The sequence below is a fragment of the Allobosea sp. genome (assembly GCF_051860145.1).
Classification (GTDB): Bacteria; Pseudomonadota; Alphaproteobacteria; order Rhizobiales; family Beijerinckiaceae; genus Allobosea.
Window position 1 is genome coordinate 1 of sequence record NZ_JBHYEM010000014.1, and the last position, 15,772, is coordinate 15,772.

Annotated in this window: 16 protein-coding genes; 7 read left to right on the forward strand and 9 right to left on the reverse strand. The window is 67.2% G+C overall.

Translation table 11 applies throughout. The features are described 5' to 3' along the window. The 6 genes from ACTIF2_RS19890 to ACTIF2_RS19915 all read left to right on the forward strand — a co-directional run. Positions 1–656 (forward strand): TolC family protein (locus ACTIF2_RS19890; protein WP_439498851.1); only part of this gene is annotated, 656 nt, incomplete at its 5' end. 14 nt (positions 657–670) lie between these two features. Beyond that, positions 671–2,104, forward strand: coding sequence for a multicopper oxidase family protein (locus ACTIF2_RS19895; RefSeq protein WP_439498852.1), 1,434 nt, complete (start codon positions 671–673; stop codon positions 2,102–2,104). Between the two features lie 30 nt (positions 2,105–2,134). Then, positions 2,135–2,617: a cupredoxin domain-containing protein gene (locus ACTIF2_RS19900; protein ID WP_439498973.1), complete on the forward strand. Its 483-nt coding sequence runs from the start codon at positions 2,135–2,137 to the stop codon at positions 2,615–2,617. 28 nt (positions 2,618–2,645) lie between these two features. Then, on the forward strand, positions 2,646–2,924 hold the full coding sequence (locus tag ACTIF2_RS19905; RefSeq protein ID WP_439498853.1) for a copper-binding protein: 279 nt from the start codon (positions 2,646–2,648) through the stop codon (positions 2,922–2,924). Then, positions 2,921–3,187, forward strand: coding sequence for a hypothetical protein (locus ACTIF2_RS19910; RefSeq protein WP_439498854.1), 267 nt, complete (start codon positions 2,921–2,923; stop codon positions 3,185–3,187). The genes ACTIF2_RS19905 and ACTIF2_RS19910 overlap by 4 nt, the downstream gene beginning before the upstream one ends. Positions 3,188–3,345: 158 nt before the next feature. Next, complete coding sequence (locus ACTIF2_RS19915; RefSeq protein WP_439498974.1) at positions 3,346–3,537, forward strand: DUF3008 family protein; 192 nt, start codon at positions 3,346–3,348, stop codon at positions 3,535–3,537. Between the two features lie 55 nt (positions 3,538–3,592). On the opposite strand, the gene ACTIF2_RS19920 is transcribed toward ACTIF2_RS19915, so the two are convergent. From ACTIF2_RS19920 to hydA, 8 genes are all read right to left on the reverse strand, one after another. After that, entirely contained in the window at positions 3,593–5,413 is a 1,821-nt protein-coding gene (locus ACTIF2_RS19920; RefSeq protein WP_439498855.1) for a dipeptide ABC transporter ATP-binding protein, read from the reverse strand. Position 5,414: 1 nt separating this feature from the next. Next, positions 5,415–6,278, reverse strand: coding sequence for an ABC transporter permease (locus tag ACTIF2_RS19925; RefSeq protein ID WP_439498856.1), 864 nt, complete (start codon positions 6,276–6,278; stop codon positions 5,415–5,417). A gap of 4 nt (positions 6,279–6,282) precedes the next feature. Then, positions 6,283–7,239, reverse strand: a complete 957-nt coding sequence (locus tag ACTIF2_RS19930) for an ABC transporter permease (protein ID WP_439498857.1) — start codon at positions 7,237–7,239, stop codon at positions 6,283–6,285. A 16-nt stretch (positions 7,240–7,255) separates the two neighbouring features. After that, positions 7,256–8,755, reverse strand: a complete 1,500-nt coding sequence (locus ACTIF2_RS19935) for an ABC transporter substrate-binding protein (RefSeq protein WP_439498858.1) — start codon at positions 8,753–8,755, stop codon at positions 7,256–7,258. A 26-nt stretch (positions 8,756–8,781) separates the two neighbouring features. After that, entirely contained in the window at positions 8,782–9,453 is a 672-nt protein-coding gene (locus ACTIF2_RS19940; protein WP_439498859.1) for a DUF1028 domain-containing protein, read from the reverse strand. Next, positions 9,450–10,688 (reverse strand): Rid family hydrolase, encoded by a 1,239-nt coding sequence (locus tag ACTIF2_RS19945; RefSeq protein WP_439498860.1) that lies wholly within the window; start codon positions 10,686–10,688, stop codon positions 9,450–9,452. The genes ACTIF2_RS19940 and ACTIF2_RS19945 overlap by 4 nt, the downstream gene beginning before the upstream one ends. 31 nt (positions 10,689–10,719) lie before the next feature. After that, complete coding sequence (locus tag ACTIF2_RS19950; protein ID WP_439498861.1) at positions 10,720–11,979, reverse strand: M20/M25/M40 family metallo-hydrolase; 1,260 nt, start codon at positions 11,977–11,979, stop codon at positions 10,720–10,722. 180 nt (positions 11,980–12,159) lie between these two features. Beyond that, complete coding sequence (hydA, locus tag ACTIF2_RS19955) at positions 12,160–13,641, reverse strand: dihydropyrimidinase (RefSeq protein WP_439498862.1); 1,482 nt, start codon at positions 13,639–13,641, stop codon at positions 12,160–12,162. 68 nt (positions 13,642–13,709) lie between these two features. Here hydA and ACTIF2_RS19960 point away from each other — a divergent pair, with 68 nt between their 5' ends. Continuing rightward, on the forward strand, positions 13,710–14,369 hold the full coding sequence (locus ACTIF2_RS19960) for an aspartate/glutamate racemase family protein (protein ID WP_439498863.1): 660 nt from the start codon (positions 13,710–13,712) through the stop codon (positions 14,367–14,369). Between the two features lie 38 nt (positions 14,370–14,407). Here ACTIF2_RS19960 and ACTIF2_RS19965 read toward each other — a convergent pair whose 3' ends face one another. Then, positions 14,408–15,769 (reverse strand): MmgE/PrpD family protein, encoded by a 1,362-nt coding sequence (locus ACTIF2_RS19965; protein ID WP_439498864.1) that lies wholly within the window; start codon positions 15,767–15,769, stop codon positions 14,408–14,410. Between the last annotated feature and the right edge of the window lie 3 nt (positions 15,770–15,772).

Genomic DNA, 15,772 nt, shown 5'->3' on the forward strand with positions numbered 1-15,772 from the left:
CGCTTCCCAAGGCGCTGGCCAAGCGGGACGATATCGAGGCCGAGGCCATCCACAAGCGCATGGACATGCAGGTCGCCCGGCTGGAGCTTTCGGCGACGGCCCAGTCCTACAAGCTCACCGACGCCACCCGCCTCGTTACGGATATCGAGCTGGTCGGCACGCTGGAACAGGAGCGTGAGCGCGAGGACGGCAAGATCCGCCGGAGCATTTCCAAGACGGCGGGGCTGGAATTCACCATCCCGATCTTCGATTCCGGCCAGGCCCGTATGCGCAAGGGCGAACTCGCCTATATGCGGGCGGCCAACCAGCTCGCGGAAAAGGCGGTCAACGTCCGTTCCGAGGCGCGCTCGGCCTATGTGGCCTACCGGTCGACCTACGACATCGCCCGACACTACCGCAACAGCGTCCTGCCGCTGCGCACGGCCATCGAGGAGCAATCCATGATGACTTACAACGGCATGATCACCAGCACCTTCGAGCTGATCGCGGACAGCCGCGAGAAGATCGACTCCACCCTCCTTGCCGTCAACGCCAAGCGCGACTTCTGGCTCGCCGAAGCGAACCTTGCCCCCGTGCTTTACGGCGGCAGCACCGGTTCGGCGGCGGCGGAAGGCGGCGCGGCACCGGCTGAAGAAGCCGAAAGCGCCGGCCATTGAGAAAGGAAACGACGATGTTCAACAGAAGACAGTTTCTCGGGGCCGGCGCTGCAGGCGCGGCGCTCGTCTCGTCCACCGCCTGGGCCCAGACCTCCAATATGGGCCTGCCCGAGGCGGCGGTCATGGATAGCGCGGCCACCCAGTTCCCGGTGCGTCCCACCACCGGCCCGGACTACACGCCTGTCGTCACGCTTAACGGCTGGACGCTCCCCTACCGCATGAACAATGGCGTCAAGGAATTCCACCTGATCGCCGAGCCTGTCGAGCGCGAGATGGCGGAGGGCATGACGGCCTATCTCTGGGGCTATAACGGCCAGTCGCCAGGCCCGACGATCGAGGCGGTCGAAGGCGACAAGGTCCGGATCTTCGTCACCAACAAGCTGCCGGAGAACACCACCATCCACTGGCACGGCCAGCGCCTGCCCAACGGCATGGACGGTGTCGGCGGCCTGACGCAGCCGCATATCCCGCCGGGCAAGACCTTCGTCTACGAGTTCCAGCTCCGGCGCTCCGGCACCTACATGTACCACCCGCATTCCGACGAGATGGTGCAGATGGCGATGGGCATGATGGGCTTCTTCGTCGTTCACCCCCGTGACCCGGCTTTTCGCCGCGTCGATCGCGATTTCGTCTTCCTGCTCAACGCCTTCGACATCGAGCCCGGCTCCTATGTGCCGAAGGTCAACACCATGCTCGACTTCAACCTGTGGTGCTGGAACAGCCGGGTGTTTCCGGGGATCGACCCATTCGTGGTCGGCAGGAACGACAAGGTTCGCATCCGCTTCGGCAACCTGACCATGACCAACCACCCGATCCACATGCACGGCTACGAGTTCAAGGTCTCGTGCACCGATGGCGGCTGGGTCGATCCGGCCGCGGCATGGGACGAGGTCTCGATCGACTGCGCCGTCGGCCAGATGCGCGCCTTCGACTTCGTCGCAGACGAGCCCGGCGACTGGGCGATCCATTGCCACAAGTCGCATCACACCATGAACGCCATGGGCCATTCGGTGAAGACCTATATCGGCGTCGGCAAGAAGGACCTCGCCAAGCGGATCGCCAGGATCGCGCCGGGCTACATGCCGATGGGCTCGAACGGCATGGGCGAGATGGGTTCGATGGAGATGCCGCTGCCCGACAACACCTTGCCGATGATGACGGGCTTCGCCCAGTTCGGCCCGGTCGAGATGGGCGGCATGTTCTCGGTGGTGAAGGTCCGCGAGGGACTGGCCAAGGGCGATTACAAGGACCCCGGTCCGTACAAGAACCCGGAAGGGACGGTCGCCTTCGAATACAAGGGCGGGAAGCTCAGTGAGGCGCCGCGCACGAAGGGGCCCGACAGCGGCGTCCAGTCCGTCGACTGGCGCGTCAAGGACCCACGCAAGCCCAGGCTCGGGCCGAACGGCAAGCCGATTCCGGCCGCCAAGAACCCGCATTCCAATCATTGATCCACGGATCTCAGGAGCACCCTCATGACGATGAAGACGTCGAGACTGAAACTTGCAGCCCTGGCCGTCCTGCTTTCGGCCGGTGCGGCTCTTGCAGGCCCCGGAGGCGCCGGTCACAGCCATGGCGGTGACACCGCCTACGGCAAGGCCGGTGATCCGAAGAAGCCCGCGCGCGTCGTCTCGGTCGTGATGGCCGAGAAGGACGGCAAGATGTCCTTCATCCCGGACAGGATCGAGGTCCGGCGTGGCGAGCAGGTGAAGTTCGCCTTGCGCAACAATGGCGAGCTCGACCATGAGCTCGTGTTGGCCACGCTGGAAGAAAATCTCAAACATGCCATTGAGATGCAGAAGAATCCTGACATGGAGCATGATGATCCGAACGCCAAGCGCCTTGCGCCGAAGAAGACGGGCGAGATCGTCTGGCAGTTCACCAAGGCGGGCGAGTTCGACTTCTCCTGCCTGATCCCCGGTCACCGTGAAGCGGGCATGACCGGCAAGATCATCGTCAAGTAGACGCCTCACTCAGCCATAGGAGCTTTCGATGCTGAAAACCCTTGCGACCATCGCTTTCGTCGCCCTCGCGCTGCCGGCCGCCGCCCAGTCGGTCAACGGTACCGTCACCAAGGTCGACGAAGCCCAGGGCAAGCTCACGATCAACCACGGCCCGATCAAGAACCTCGACATGGAGGGCATGACGATGGTGTTCAAAGCCGGAGATCCGGCGATGCTGAAGGGCCTGAAGTCGGGCGACAAGATCAAGTTCGATGCCGATCGCGTCAACGGCCAGATCACCGTCACCAAGCTGCAGAAGGCGAAGTGAACAAGCGGCTTTCGGGCGGGCGCAATCTGGAGCGAAAACGCGATGCGGCCTTCGCGCAGCGTACGATCGCTCAGCTTCAGCTGAACCAGCTGACTGCGCAGATCGGCGCGAAGCAGGGCATGCTGTGGGCGATCCACCTGGAGGCCCATATCGAGACGGCGGGCCTGCTCTCGCCGGCGCAGATTTCGCGATACGACGTCTTGCGCGGCTACGGTGAAGCACCATCAGCCGGGCAGGATGCTCACAGGACAAGACATCACTAGGGTCGGCCGGCTCAGCCCGTTGTTCCGGCGTCGGAGGTTCGCGGAAAGGCTCGCACCTGATCGCTTGTTCAAGCCGATGCGAAGCCAATCGAACGCAAGGATGGAACGACCAGGCTCTCTCTTGGTTGAACGGACAACTCTCTCCTGGAGGTGTTGCCATGCCAGCAAAATCCCAAGCACAGCAGAAGGCCGCCGGCGCCGCACTCGCCGCCAAGCGCGGCGACATGAAGAAGAGCGAGCTCAAGGGCGCGTCGAAGTCGATGGCAAAGTCGATGAGCGAGACCGAGCTCGAAAAGATGGCTTCGACCAAGCGCAAGGGGAAAGCCGAGCACTCCTCCAAATCGAACTGAGCGGAGCCCCGCAACCGGCAAGTGGCGAGGCGGCACCGCGGAGAGGCTGGAGCGCCTACCGATCGAGCCGCGGCACGGCTGAGAGCAGCTTGATCGTATAGGGATGCTGCGGGTTGTTCATGATCTCGTCGGCCTTGCCGATCTCGACGAGCTTGCCGCGATTCATCACCGCGATGCGGTCCGAGAGATGGGCCACCACCGAGATGTCGTGCGAGATGAAGAGATAGGCCACGCCGAGCCGGTCGCGCAGATCGGCGAGCAGGTTGACGATCGCGGCCTGGACCGAGACGTCGAGCGCCGAGACCGGCTCGTCGCAGACGATGAAGCGCGGTTCGGTCGCCAACGCCCGCGCGATGCCGACGCGCTGCTTCTCGCCGCCGCTCATCTGGTGCGCATAGCGGTCGGCATAGTGAGCCGGCAGCCTGACCAGGTCGAGCAGGGCGCGAACTCGCGCCGGGATCTCCGCCTTGGGCGCAAGCCCGAAGCGCTGGATCGGCCGCGCCAGCAGCTCGCCGATGGTCTTGCGCGGATTGAGCGAGGAATCCGGGTTCTGGAAGACGATCTGGGCGGTGCGGCGCATGTTTTCGAGCTCGCGCTGCGGCTTGTCCGAGATCGTCTCGTCGTCGATCCGGATTGTGCCGGAATCCGGGTCGATCAGTCTCAGGATCGTGCGGCCCAGCGTCGTCTTGCCCGAGCCGGATTCGCCCACGAGGCCGAGCACCTCGCCTTGCCGGATATCGAGCGTGATGTCGTCGACCGGCTTGAGCACGATGTCGTTGCGGCGGAAGCGGAAGCCGCTGAAGCTGAGGCCGCCGCCCAGATGGAAGCTTTTGTTGAGCGCCGCGACCGAGACGACCGGCTTGGCGTCCCGCAGGGTGGCAGGCGACGCGGCGACATCGGCCGGGCGCGGCCAGGCCGTCTCGCGCAGGGCTTCGGCATTGGCGCAGCGGACCTTGCGGCTGCCGATCTCGCGCAGCGCCTGCGGCGCGTCGCTCGATGGCGTCGCGAAGGGGCAGCGCTGGAGGAAACGGCAGCCGGGCGGGGGTTTGCGCAGGTCCGGCAAGCGTCCCGGAATCGCAGCGAGGCGATGCTGCTTCAGGCCGATGCGCGGGATCGCCGCGAGCAGGCCCTTGGCGTAGGGGTGGATCGGGCGGTGCAGGACTTCCTCGGTCGTGCCCTGCTCGACGATCTGGCCGGCATAGAGCACCGCGACCTCGTCGGCGACGCGGCGCACCACGCCAAGATTATGGCTGATGAACAGCATGGTCAGCCCGCGCCGCTGGCGCAGCTCTTCGAGCAGATCGAGGATTTGCGCCTCGATGGTGACGTCGAGCGCGGTCGTCGGCTCGTCGAGGATCAGCAGGTCGGGCTCGGGCGCGAGGGCGCCGGCGATCAGCGCGCGCTGGCGCATGCCGCCCGAAAGCTCATGCGGATAGGCCTTGGCCACCGCCTCCGGATTGACGATGCCGACCTCGTTGAGCAGCTCGATCGCGCGGGCCAGCGCCTGCGCCTTGCTGAAGCCGCGATGGTGGACGAGGCCTTCGCCGACCTGCTCGCCGATCGGAAGCGATGGATTGAGGACGGAGAAGGGGTCCTGGAAGACCAGCCCCAGCCGCGAGCCGCGCAGGCGCCGCCGCTCCTCGGTTCCCAGCGAGCCGATGTCCTGACCGTCGAACAGGATGCGGCCGGACGGGATCTCCGCTTCCTGCGGCAGAAGGCCCATGGCGGCGAGCGCGACCGTGCTCTTGCCGGAGCCGGATTCGCCGACGAGCGCGAGCGTCTTGCCCTTATGAGCGGTGATCGAGATCGAGGACAGCGCCTCGATCTCGCCTCCCGGCGTCCGGTAACGGACGGTGAGATCGTCGATCTGCAGCATGTCAGCGTTTCCCGATCCGCGCCTTCAGGCGCGGATCCAGCCGCTCGCGTGCGCCGTCGCCGAGCAGGTTGATGCCGATCACCAGCACGCACATGGCGATGCCCGGCGCCAGCGCGATCCAGGGCGCGCGGTCGATGAAGGAGCGGGCTTCCGAGATCATCAGGCCCCAGTCCGAGCTCGGCGGCTGGGCGCCGAGGCCGAGGAAGCTCAGGGCCGAGCCGAGCAGGATGGCATAGGTCACGCGCAGGCTCGCCTCGACGAGCAGCGGCGGCCAGGCGTTGGGCAGGATCTCGCGGAACAGGATGTAGGAGGTGCTTTCGGCGCGCGCCTTGGCCGCCTGGATGAACTCCTCATTGGCGAGGGTCAGCGTCACGCTGCGCGCCAGCCGGGCGATCAGCGGGATATAGACGAAGCCGACGGCAAGCGCGGTCTTCCACAGCGCCGGCGGCGTCACCGCCAGGACCAGCAGGCCGAGCATGATCGGCGGCACGGCCATCAGCACATCGGCGAGCCGCATCAGGACCTCGTCGATCCAGCCGCGGAAATAACCGGCCGCCAGCCCCATCGGCACGCCGATCGCGAGGCTGACGATCGTCGCGCTGACGCCCATGGCGATCGAAAGGCGCGCGCCCATCAGCAGGCGGCTAAGCACGTCGCGGCCATATTCGTCGGTGCCGAACCAGTAGGTCGCGTTCGGCGGCAGGAAGCGGGTGCGCATCGAGATCGTGTCCCAGGGATGGGGCGCGATCCAGGGCGCGAGCAGGCCGAGCAGCACGATGGAGCCGGTGATCAGCAGCCCGGCCTTGAGCTGCAGCGACATCGGCCGGCGCGGCGGCTTCTCGACCTCGGCTGCGGGTTCGGGCATGGCGTCAACCGACATTGCGACCGAACCTGATCTTGGGGTTGAAGCGGGCATAGAGGAGATCGGCCACGAGGTTGGCGAGCGCGTAGATCGCCGCGACGACGAGGATCGAGGCCTGCAGGGTCGGCAGGTCGCGGTTCTGGATCGAGAAGACGATCAGGCGGCCGAGGCCGGGATAGGCGAAGATCGTCTCGACCACGACGATGCCGCCCATCAGCCGTCCGAAATCGAGCGCCAGGACGGTGATGGTGGGCAAGAGCGCGTTGCGCAGCGCGTGATGCAGCACGATGACGCGTTCGGGCAGGCCCTTGGCGCGGGCGGCCGTGACATAGGGGCTCTGCAGCACCTCGATCATGCTCGAGCGCGTCAGCCGCGAGACATGGGCGAGGTGGCCGAAGACCAGCGTCATGGTCGGCGCGATCAGATGCTTCAGCCAGATCCAGATCCCGGCCGAGGGCGGCTCGTAGCCCGAGGCGGGCAGCCAGCTGAGCCAGGCGGCGAACAGCATGATCACGACGATGGCCCAGAAGAACTCCGGGACAGCGATGCCGAGATAGGTGCCGACCGAGACGCCATGGTCGAGCGGGCGGCCGTGGCGCAGCGCCGCGACGATGCCGAGCCCGACCCCGATCACCGCGATCAGCACGAAGGAGGCGCCGGTCAGCATCAGCGACCGGCCGATGGCTTCCGCCAGAAGCGGGCCGATCGGCCGGTTCATCAAGGTGGATTCGCCGAGATCGCCCGAGAGGAAGCCGCCGGCCCAGCGCAGATATTGCTGCCAGATCGGGTCGGTGAGGCCGAGCTTGAGCTCCAGCGCGCGCACCTGTTCCGGGGGCGCGAACGGCCCCAGGATCAGGTAGGCGACATTGGCCGGCAGCAGCGACGTGACGCCGAAGACGAGCATCGAGACCGCCACGAGGACGAGCACGACAAAGAGCAGCCGGCGCGCGATATAGGCGGTCATCGATGCACGCTCCCGCTTACGGCTTCAGCGTGACGTTCTTGAGCTCGAGCCAGAGCATCGGCGTCGACTTGAAGCCCTCGACCTTCTTGCTGACGCCGTTCACATGGGCCATCGAGTAGGCGATGATGCTGGGCTGCGTCTCCTCGACGACCGCCTGGAACTCCTGGAAGAGCTTCTTGCGCGCGGCGTCGTCATTGGTCTTGCGCGCCTCGTCGAGGATCTTGTCGACGCGCGGCTCCTTGTAGAGCCAGAGCTGGCGGTTCCAGGAGCCGGTCGAGTGGTAGAACGGATAGAGCGCCGTATCGACCGTGGGTCGGGCGAAATAGCCGTCGACATACATCTGGGCCTTGCCGGCGACATTGGCCGCATAGGAGGCGAAGGGCACCCGCTCGACATTGATGCGGATGCCGGCGGCGCGCGCCATGTCGCGCACCGCGACGCCGAGGCGCACGCGCTGCTCGCGTTCCTGCGGCACCTGCATCGGCACGTCGAATCCGTTCGGGAAGCCGGCTTCCGCCATCAGCTTGCGGGCCTGGGCGATGTCCGGCGGATTGAACTTCAGCTCATGGTTGAAATAGGGGTGGCTCGGCGGCAGCGGGCTGAAGGTCGGCGCGCCCTGGCCGAACAGCGCGAGCTCGACCAGCGCCGACTTGTCGATGGTCAATGCCAGCGCCTTGCGCACGCGCGGGTCGTTGAAGGGCGGCCGCTCGTTGTTGAGGATGACGGCGTCCCAGGTCGGGGTCGGCACGCTGTCGAGGCGGATCGTGGCGTGGTCCTTGAACTTGTCGACCGACTCGTAGGGCAGGTTCCACAGGATATCGATCGAGCCCGATTCCAGCGCCGCGATACGCGCCGCGGCTTCCGGGATGATGCGCATGGTGACGCCGTCGAGCTTGGGCAGGCCCTTCTCGAAATAGTCGGGGTTCTTGACCATTTCCATGCGGTCGCCCGGCGACCAGGACTTGAACATGAAGGGACCGGTGCCGATCGGATGGGTCGAGAGCTCGCCGATCTTGTCCTTGGCGACGATGCGCAGCTGGCGGTCGGCGAAGATGTCGGCGAAGCCGGCATAGGGCAGGTTGAGCTTGAAGGTGACCTCGAGCGGGCCTGTCGCCTCGACGCTCTCGATCATCGTCAGGTTCGAGCGGGCGCGCGAGCCGGTCGCCGGATCGAGGATGCGCTTCACGGTGGCGACGACATCCTCGGAATCGAGGACGCGGCCATGGTGGAACTTCACGCCCTCGCGCAGCTTGAAGACCCAGGTCTTGAGATCCTCGGAAGCGGTCCAGCTCTCGGCGAGATCGGGCTTCACGGTCATGTCGGGATCGATCCGCGACAGGCCGTTGAAGACGAGATGGACATAGATGTACTCGTCGCCGATCGTCGTCTTCGACGGGTCGAGCTGGTTCAGCGTGGTGCCGACGGCGGTGCGCAGCGTGCCTTGGGCAAGGGCCGGGGCGGAAGCGGATGCCGTGACGGCCGCCGCAATGGAAAGACCGAGTAGAAGTCGTCGCATAGCTAGTCCCCTTATTGTTGTTGAGGTTAGGCGGTGCCTTCCGCTGGGACGATCGCCGAATCCGGATCGATCGCGCGCGTCACGTAGAGATCCGCCATGGGTTCGTACTCCTGCCAGAGTCGTGCCAGGGTCGAGATCGGGTCGGGGTCGCTGTCGACGCGCAGGTCGACATAGGGAAAGGCCTGCTTGTCGGCGACGACGAGCGCGGTCGAGACCAGCGGCTTGAACTCGCCACCGGCCTCATCGCCGGCCTTGAGCGCCGCGATCAGGCGTGCCGCCAGCGGCGCTGCCGGATCGGCCTCGAAGGCCCGCACCATGGCGAAGGGAACGTCCTTGCTCTGCACGATATTGCCGAGCGCGACGCAGTCGCGGCCATGGGCCTCCGCCACCTCCGGCCGGCAGCTTGCGCCGCTGAACGAGGCGGTGCGGCCCTCTGCATCGATGACCGCGAGCTGCCGCCAGTCGCTGCGCGGCGTCGCGCCGACCAGCGCGTCGATGACGTTCTGCGCGGAATAGCCCCGCCGCAGCAGGTCGAGAGCCAGCGGGCCGAGGCGCGGATCGGTCATGTGCTGCGTCAGCGCGGCTCCGACCCCGGCTGCGGCGTGCTGGCAGCGCGAGCCGACCGCGATCGAGGAGGTCGTCACCACGGCGCCGAACATTCCGGTGCGAGCGCAGCGCCCGGCGAGCGAGAAGGTCATCGGCCGGCCCCGTTCCTGATCGCGACGATATCGACTTCCATCAGCAGTTCGGGGCTGGCGAGGCCCTTGACCACCACCGTGGTGAAGGCCGGCGGATTCGATCCGAAGCGCTTCAGCACCGCGGCGTTCACCGCTGGCAGGAAGTCGCTCTCGGTGACGTAGACGGTGGCCTTCGCGACATCGGCGAGCGTGGCGCCGGCATCGCCTAGCAATTCCTCGACATTGTCCATCGCCTTCTCGGCCTGGGCCTTGGCGTCGCCCGCTCCGTGGAGCTTGTGGTCGAGGCCCATTCCGGTCTGGCCGCGCAGGATGACGCGGTCGCCCGCCACCACGGCCATGCAGAGCTTGGAGTCGAGGCCCTGTTCCTGCGTGCCGTAGCGGGCCGCGCTGGAATGATAGGGCCGCAGCCGCTGATGCGGCTTGCCGTCCTGTTTCGGGATCACGACCACGTCGATCTCGAACAGGATCTCCGGCCTTGCGAAGGCGGTGGTGACGATGCCGGTCGAGACCGGTCGGACGTCGCCAAAGTGCTTGCCGAGCATCGGATAGACCGCCGGCCGATAGGCGCGGTCGCTGATATAGACGGTCATCTTGCAGACATCGTCCAGGCTGGTGCCGGCTTCCTTGAGCAGGGTCGCGAGGTTCTTCATTCCGATATCGGCCTGGGCGCCCGCCGCCGCGAGGCCGCGGGCGGTGTCGGGCGCCTGGCTGTGGTCGAGCCCGGAGCCGGTCTGGCCGCGCACGAAGAACTCGTTGTCGGTCTTCACCACCATCGCGCCCTTCCAGGGAAAGCCCTGGCCGTGCCAGCTCTCGAAGGTGTAGGGGCGGGTGTAGCTCGCCGGTGTCTGCGGGATCGCCGCCTCGGCGTCGATCTGCACGATCAGTTCGGGCCGGCCGAGGCCGGCGACGACGAGCCCGGTGCTGACCGGGCGCGCATTCGGCACCCGCTCGGTGATCACCCGATAGACCTCGGAGCGATAGCCGCGATCGACGATGCAGGTGGTCAGCTTGGTGAGGTTGTCGAGCGAGCCGCCGGCCGCCTTCAGCGCGGCCTCCAGATAGTCGAGCGCCGCATGGGCCTGCGCCGCGGCGTCGCCCAGGCCCTTGACCGAACCGTCGGGCTGGGACGCGTTTGCGCCGCTGAGATAGAGCCTCTCGCCGTGACGAACGACGCTCGGGATCGGTGCTGCTCCGCAACCCGGAAGCGAGACGGTGAGGGGGGCGAGGCGATCCATGGGCAAAGTCCGATCCGAAGGAAGCGAGCTGTCAGGCGGAGAGATAGGCCGCGGCCGCGAGCGCATGGGCGCGGACGATGTGGAGGAATTCCTCGATCTCCACGCGCTCGTCCGGCTTGGCCATGTTGGTCGGGCGGCAGCCATAGACATAGGCCGGCACGCCGTTCTGCCGCCAATGCTTGCAATCGGTCGCGCCGAGGCTGACGGCGGAAGCCGGCTCGGGCAGGCCGAGATCGCGCACGGTGCGTTTGAGGATCGCCAGCATCTCGTGATCGGGGGCGCTGACGGTCGGCTCGCAGGAATGGGTCCAGACCGGCGTCAGCCGCGCCTGCGGATAACGGGCGATGCGCTTTTCGACCTCGCCCAGCATGAATTCATGCGTCATGCCGATCGGCAGGCGGATATCGACCTCCAGCCGGCAATGGCCGGGCAGCATGTTGATCTTGACGCCGCCCTGGATCACGCCGACCGAGACGGTGACCTTGTTGAGGATGCCGGAGGCGCCGGCGCCGACGCCCGCATCCATCGCGGCGAACCCCGCCTCGATCGCCGTGCGGAGCGCGTCGTCCTGCACCACCGGCAGCTCTTCGAGCGTGTAGAGATCGCGGATCAGCTCGGCGGCGATGCGGATCGCGTTGGGGCTGGCGTGGGTATAGGCGGCATGGGCGCCGGGCGTATCGATCTCGACGACGATGCGCAGCGTGCCCTTCTCGCCGAACCGGACCATGCTCGGCACGCTCGGCTCGCCGTTCAGCATGCAGTCGCCGCGGAACTCCTCGCCGAACGCCTCGATCAGCCATTTCGAGCCCCAGGTGCCGCCGGTCTCCTCGTCCGAGACGCAGGTCAGGGTCAGGCGCCCGCCGAGCTCCTCGCGCAGCCTGTGCAGATAGATATAGGTCCAGACCGATGCGGCGGTGCCGCATTTCATGTCGGCGACGCCGCGGCCATGGACGCTGCCCTCGGCGACGGCGCCGCTCCAGGGATCGCGCGACCAGGTCTCGGCCGGCCCGGCCGGGAACACGTCGATATGGCCGTTGAGCACGAGATGGCGCCCCGGGCGGGCGCCGGCGAAGGAGCCGACCACGTTCGGCAGGTGTTCCTTGGCGGAACGGATCTCGATCGGCACGCCCTTGGCCTGCAATTGCTCCAGCAGCCATTGCGAGCAATCGCGCGTATCGCCGGGCGGGTTCGGGCTCGGGATGGCGACGAAGCGGGAGAGGAAGCCGACGAGCTCGTCGCGATCCTGCTCGATCCAGGACAGGATGCGATCCTTCACCGAAACGGCGGACATGCCTTGCTCTCCTCTCACGCGGCGACCTGATCATCGCTCGCGTCCCCGTGGTGGAGCCGCCCTGTTCCGTCGGGTTTTGCCGGCTCCAGGATCGAAGCTAAGTCATCGGCTGCAAGCTGATCGAATTAAAATCCCGGCCCTCCTATTCGCGCACATTATAGATGCGGCCGAGACCTGCCCTCAGAGCAGGGCGGCGCCGAAATTCCGCGCCGGATCCATGTCGGGCGCGAGGCGGCCGGTCGGCTCGGCTGCCCAGCCGCCCTCCCGGCCGAGCCAGCGGCCGCTGCCGGGTTCCCCGACGCAGGCTCCGTCGGCCACGACATCCCGCCCACGCGCCAGGACATGCACCGGCCAGCCCGTGACGCTGCAGCCGTGGAAGGGCGTGAAGCCGGTGCGGTCATGCATCGTCGCGTCGGTGATCGTGACCGTCTTCCGCGGGTCCCAGATCGCGATGTCGGCATCGAGCCCGACCTGGATCGCACCCTTGCCGGCGAGATTATAGAGCGCGGCGGGGGCGGTCGCGGTCAGGTTGACGAAGGCTTCGAGCCCGCGCCCGGCGAATTCGGGCCGAGCCTTCGTCACCATCGCGTCGAAAAGCAGCGGCAGGCGCGTCTCGAGGCCCGGCAACCCGTTGGCGATCTGCTTGAAATTCGGGTTCGGTCCCGCCGAGAGCTTGCCGGTCTCGTCGAAGGCGTAGGGCGCGTGATCGGAGGAGATCGTCTGGATGTCGCCCAGCGCCAGTGCTCGCCAGAGCGCATCCTGGTCCGAGACCTCGCGTGGCGGTGGCGAGCACATCCATTTCGCGCCTTCCAGCCCCGGCTTGTCGAGATCGTGGCGGGTCAGGAAGAGATATTGCGGGCAGGTCTCGGCGAAGACCTTCAGTCCCTGGCCGCGGGCCTGGCGGATCACGGCCGCACCTTCCTCTGTCGAGACATGGAAGATCATGATCGGCTGGTCGAGCAGCGCCGCGGCCGCGATCAGGCGGGTGAAGGCTTCCGCCTCGGATCCGCGGGGGTGGCTGGCTGCATGATATTTGGGCGCTGAATACCCTTTTTGAAGCAGCTTCTTGCCCATCCAGGAAATCATGCCGTGGTTTTCGGCATGGACGCAGACCAGCGCGCGGTTCTGGCGCGCGGTCAGCAGCAGGTCGAGCAGGGGCTCGTCGTCGATCTTGATCAGGTCATAGGTCATGAAGATCTTGATCGAGGCGTGGCCCTCGCCGATCAGCGCCGGCAGGTCGGTCTCCAGCGTCTTGGCGTCCGGATTGGCGATGATGAGATGGAAGGCATAATCGATCATCGCGCCACGCCGGGCCCGGACGGAATAGTCGGTGACAACCTTGCGCAGATCGTTGCCGCGATGCTGCGCGGCAAAGCACAGGACCGTCGTCGTCCCGCCGAAGGCGGCGGATGCCGTCGCGCTCTCGAAACTGTCGGCATTGAGCAGGCCACCGGCCGAGACCTGCTCGATATGGGCATGGGCGTCGACGCCGCCGGGAAGCACCAGCTTGCCGCTGGCGTCGATCTCGCGCCGGCCGGGCTGCAGCGCCTCGCCGATCGCGACGATGCGCTCGCCGGTCACGGCGACATCGGCTGCGAAACTGCCGGTCGCGCTGCCGACGGTGCCGCCGCGGATCACGAGGTCATAAAGGGGCGTGGTCATGGGCTCTCCTGCTGGACGCGGCGATGGCGAGGGGTGATGATGCAGGCCATCACCGAAAGGGGAAGTCGATGTCGCGCAGACCGCGTATTCTCGTGATCAATCCGAACTCGAACGAAACGGTCACCGAAGGGTTGCGCCAGGCCGTGCAGCCGCTGGCGCGCGCCGACGGTCCCGAGATCGTTTGCGAGACGCTGCGCGAGGGACCGGCCGGCATCGAGACGCAGGAACATGCCGACAGCGTGACCATCCCGCTGCGCCGGCGCATCGAGGCCGTGAACGATGTCGATGCCTTCGTCATCGCCTGCTATTCCGATCCGGGCATCCATGTCGCCCGCGAAGGCACCTCGCGGCCGGTCTTCGGCATCGCCGAATGCGGCGTCCTCACCGCACTCACTCGGGCCGAGCGTTTCGGCGTGATCGCGATCCGGGCGCGTTCGATCCCGCGCCATATCCGCTACCTGCGCCAGATGGCGCTGATGGACCGCTTCGCAGGGGAGCGACCGCTCGAGATGTCGGTGGCGGAAAGCGCCACGGGCGAGAAGACGCTGGAGCGGATGATCGCCATCGGCCGCGAGCTGACCGAGATCGACGGGGCGGGAGCGATCGTCATGGGCTGCGCCGGCATGGCCCGCCATCGCAAGCCGCTCGAACAGGCGCTCGGCGTGCCGGTGATCGATCCGACGCAGGCGGCGGTCGCGATGGCGATCGGAACGGTCGCGGTGCAGTAGTCCCGCGGGCTGGGTGAGCCGGGCTTTGCCGGGCCGGCTCAAGCGGTCAGCAACCGTGGCAGCAGCGCCGCGTCGTCGAGCTCGTCGAGCGACAGCATCGCCTGCGCCAGTTCGTCGGCCTGCGGGCGCGGCAGCGCCAGCGCCGCCAGCCCGTCGAATTTTTCGCGCAGCTGCGCCAGGCTGACCGGGTTGTCGGGCGCGCCCAGCGGCACCGTGGTCGGCTCCTCGATGCGGCAGCCATCGCGCGTCTCGACGATCAGAGACGACTGCCAGCTCGCGGTCACCGTCTCGTCAATCACGATCTCGATTTTCGCCAGCAGGGCGGCGAGCTCCGGCGCGGCGCGGCGCTCCGGCGCATAGGCCGAGAGCCCCGCCGAGCCGAAGCAGAGGCGCGCCACCACCGCGTAGGGCAGGCTCATCTGCGCCGCCGGCAGCGTGGCGATGTCGCGTCCGCCGACCATGCCGTCGAGGAAGCCGTTGAGGCGGGCCCGAACCGTGACGATATCCTCGGGACCAAGACCCTCGCGTTCGATGATGCGCCCGATCGCATCCACTGCGGCATGCGTGTCGCGGCAGGAGGCGTAGGGCTTGATCGCGGCGTGGCGCAGCATCCAGTCGCGGCCGAGATCGCGCGTCAGCCGCTCCGGCGTCGGATCGGCATGGCCATAGGTCTTGAGGAACCCGCCCCAGACATCGTCGAAGGCCCGGCGCGGCCCGGTGATCTCCTCGCGCGCCAGGAGGGCGGCGAGCAGCCCGCCTTCCGCGGCCCGGCCGGCATGGAGGCGCTTGGTCATGGCGCCATCATGGATGAAGACCCAGAGACCGGACGCGAAACTCGCGGCGATGCCGAGGCAGGAGGCAGTTTGCGCCTCCGACAGGCGCAGTAGCGAGGCCGTTGCTGCGGCGGCGGCGAAGACGCCGCAGGTCCCGGTCGAGTGCCAGCCGGCGCTGTTATGCGGCACATAGCCGCCAAAACCCTCCATCACCCGCCGGCCGACATCATAGCCGAGCACCACGGCCGTCAGCACATCCCGGCCGCTGACCTTGCGCTCTGCCAGGCCGAGCGCGGCGATCACCGCCGGCAGCACGACGGCGCCGGAATGGTCGCAGCCACCTGTGTCGTCGAGTTCGAAGGCATGGGCGGCGATGCCGTTGACGAAGGCCGCCTCGCGCGGCGCGAGCGTCGCGCCCGTGCCCCAGAGCGGGGCCGCCCCGGCATGCCCGGCGCGCGCCAGTGCCCTGTGGCTGCGGATCGCCTCCTCGGAGGTCGCGCCGGCCAGCGCTGCGCCGAGCGTGTCGAGGCTGTGGCGTTTCGCCTTCTCCGCGATCGCGGGCGGGATGTCCTCGAAACCGGTCGTCGTGACGAAAGCGGCCAGCTGCTCGATGATCCCGTCGTCCATCGC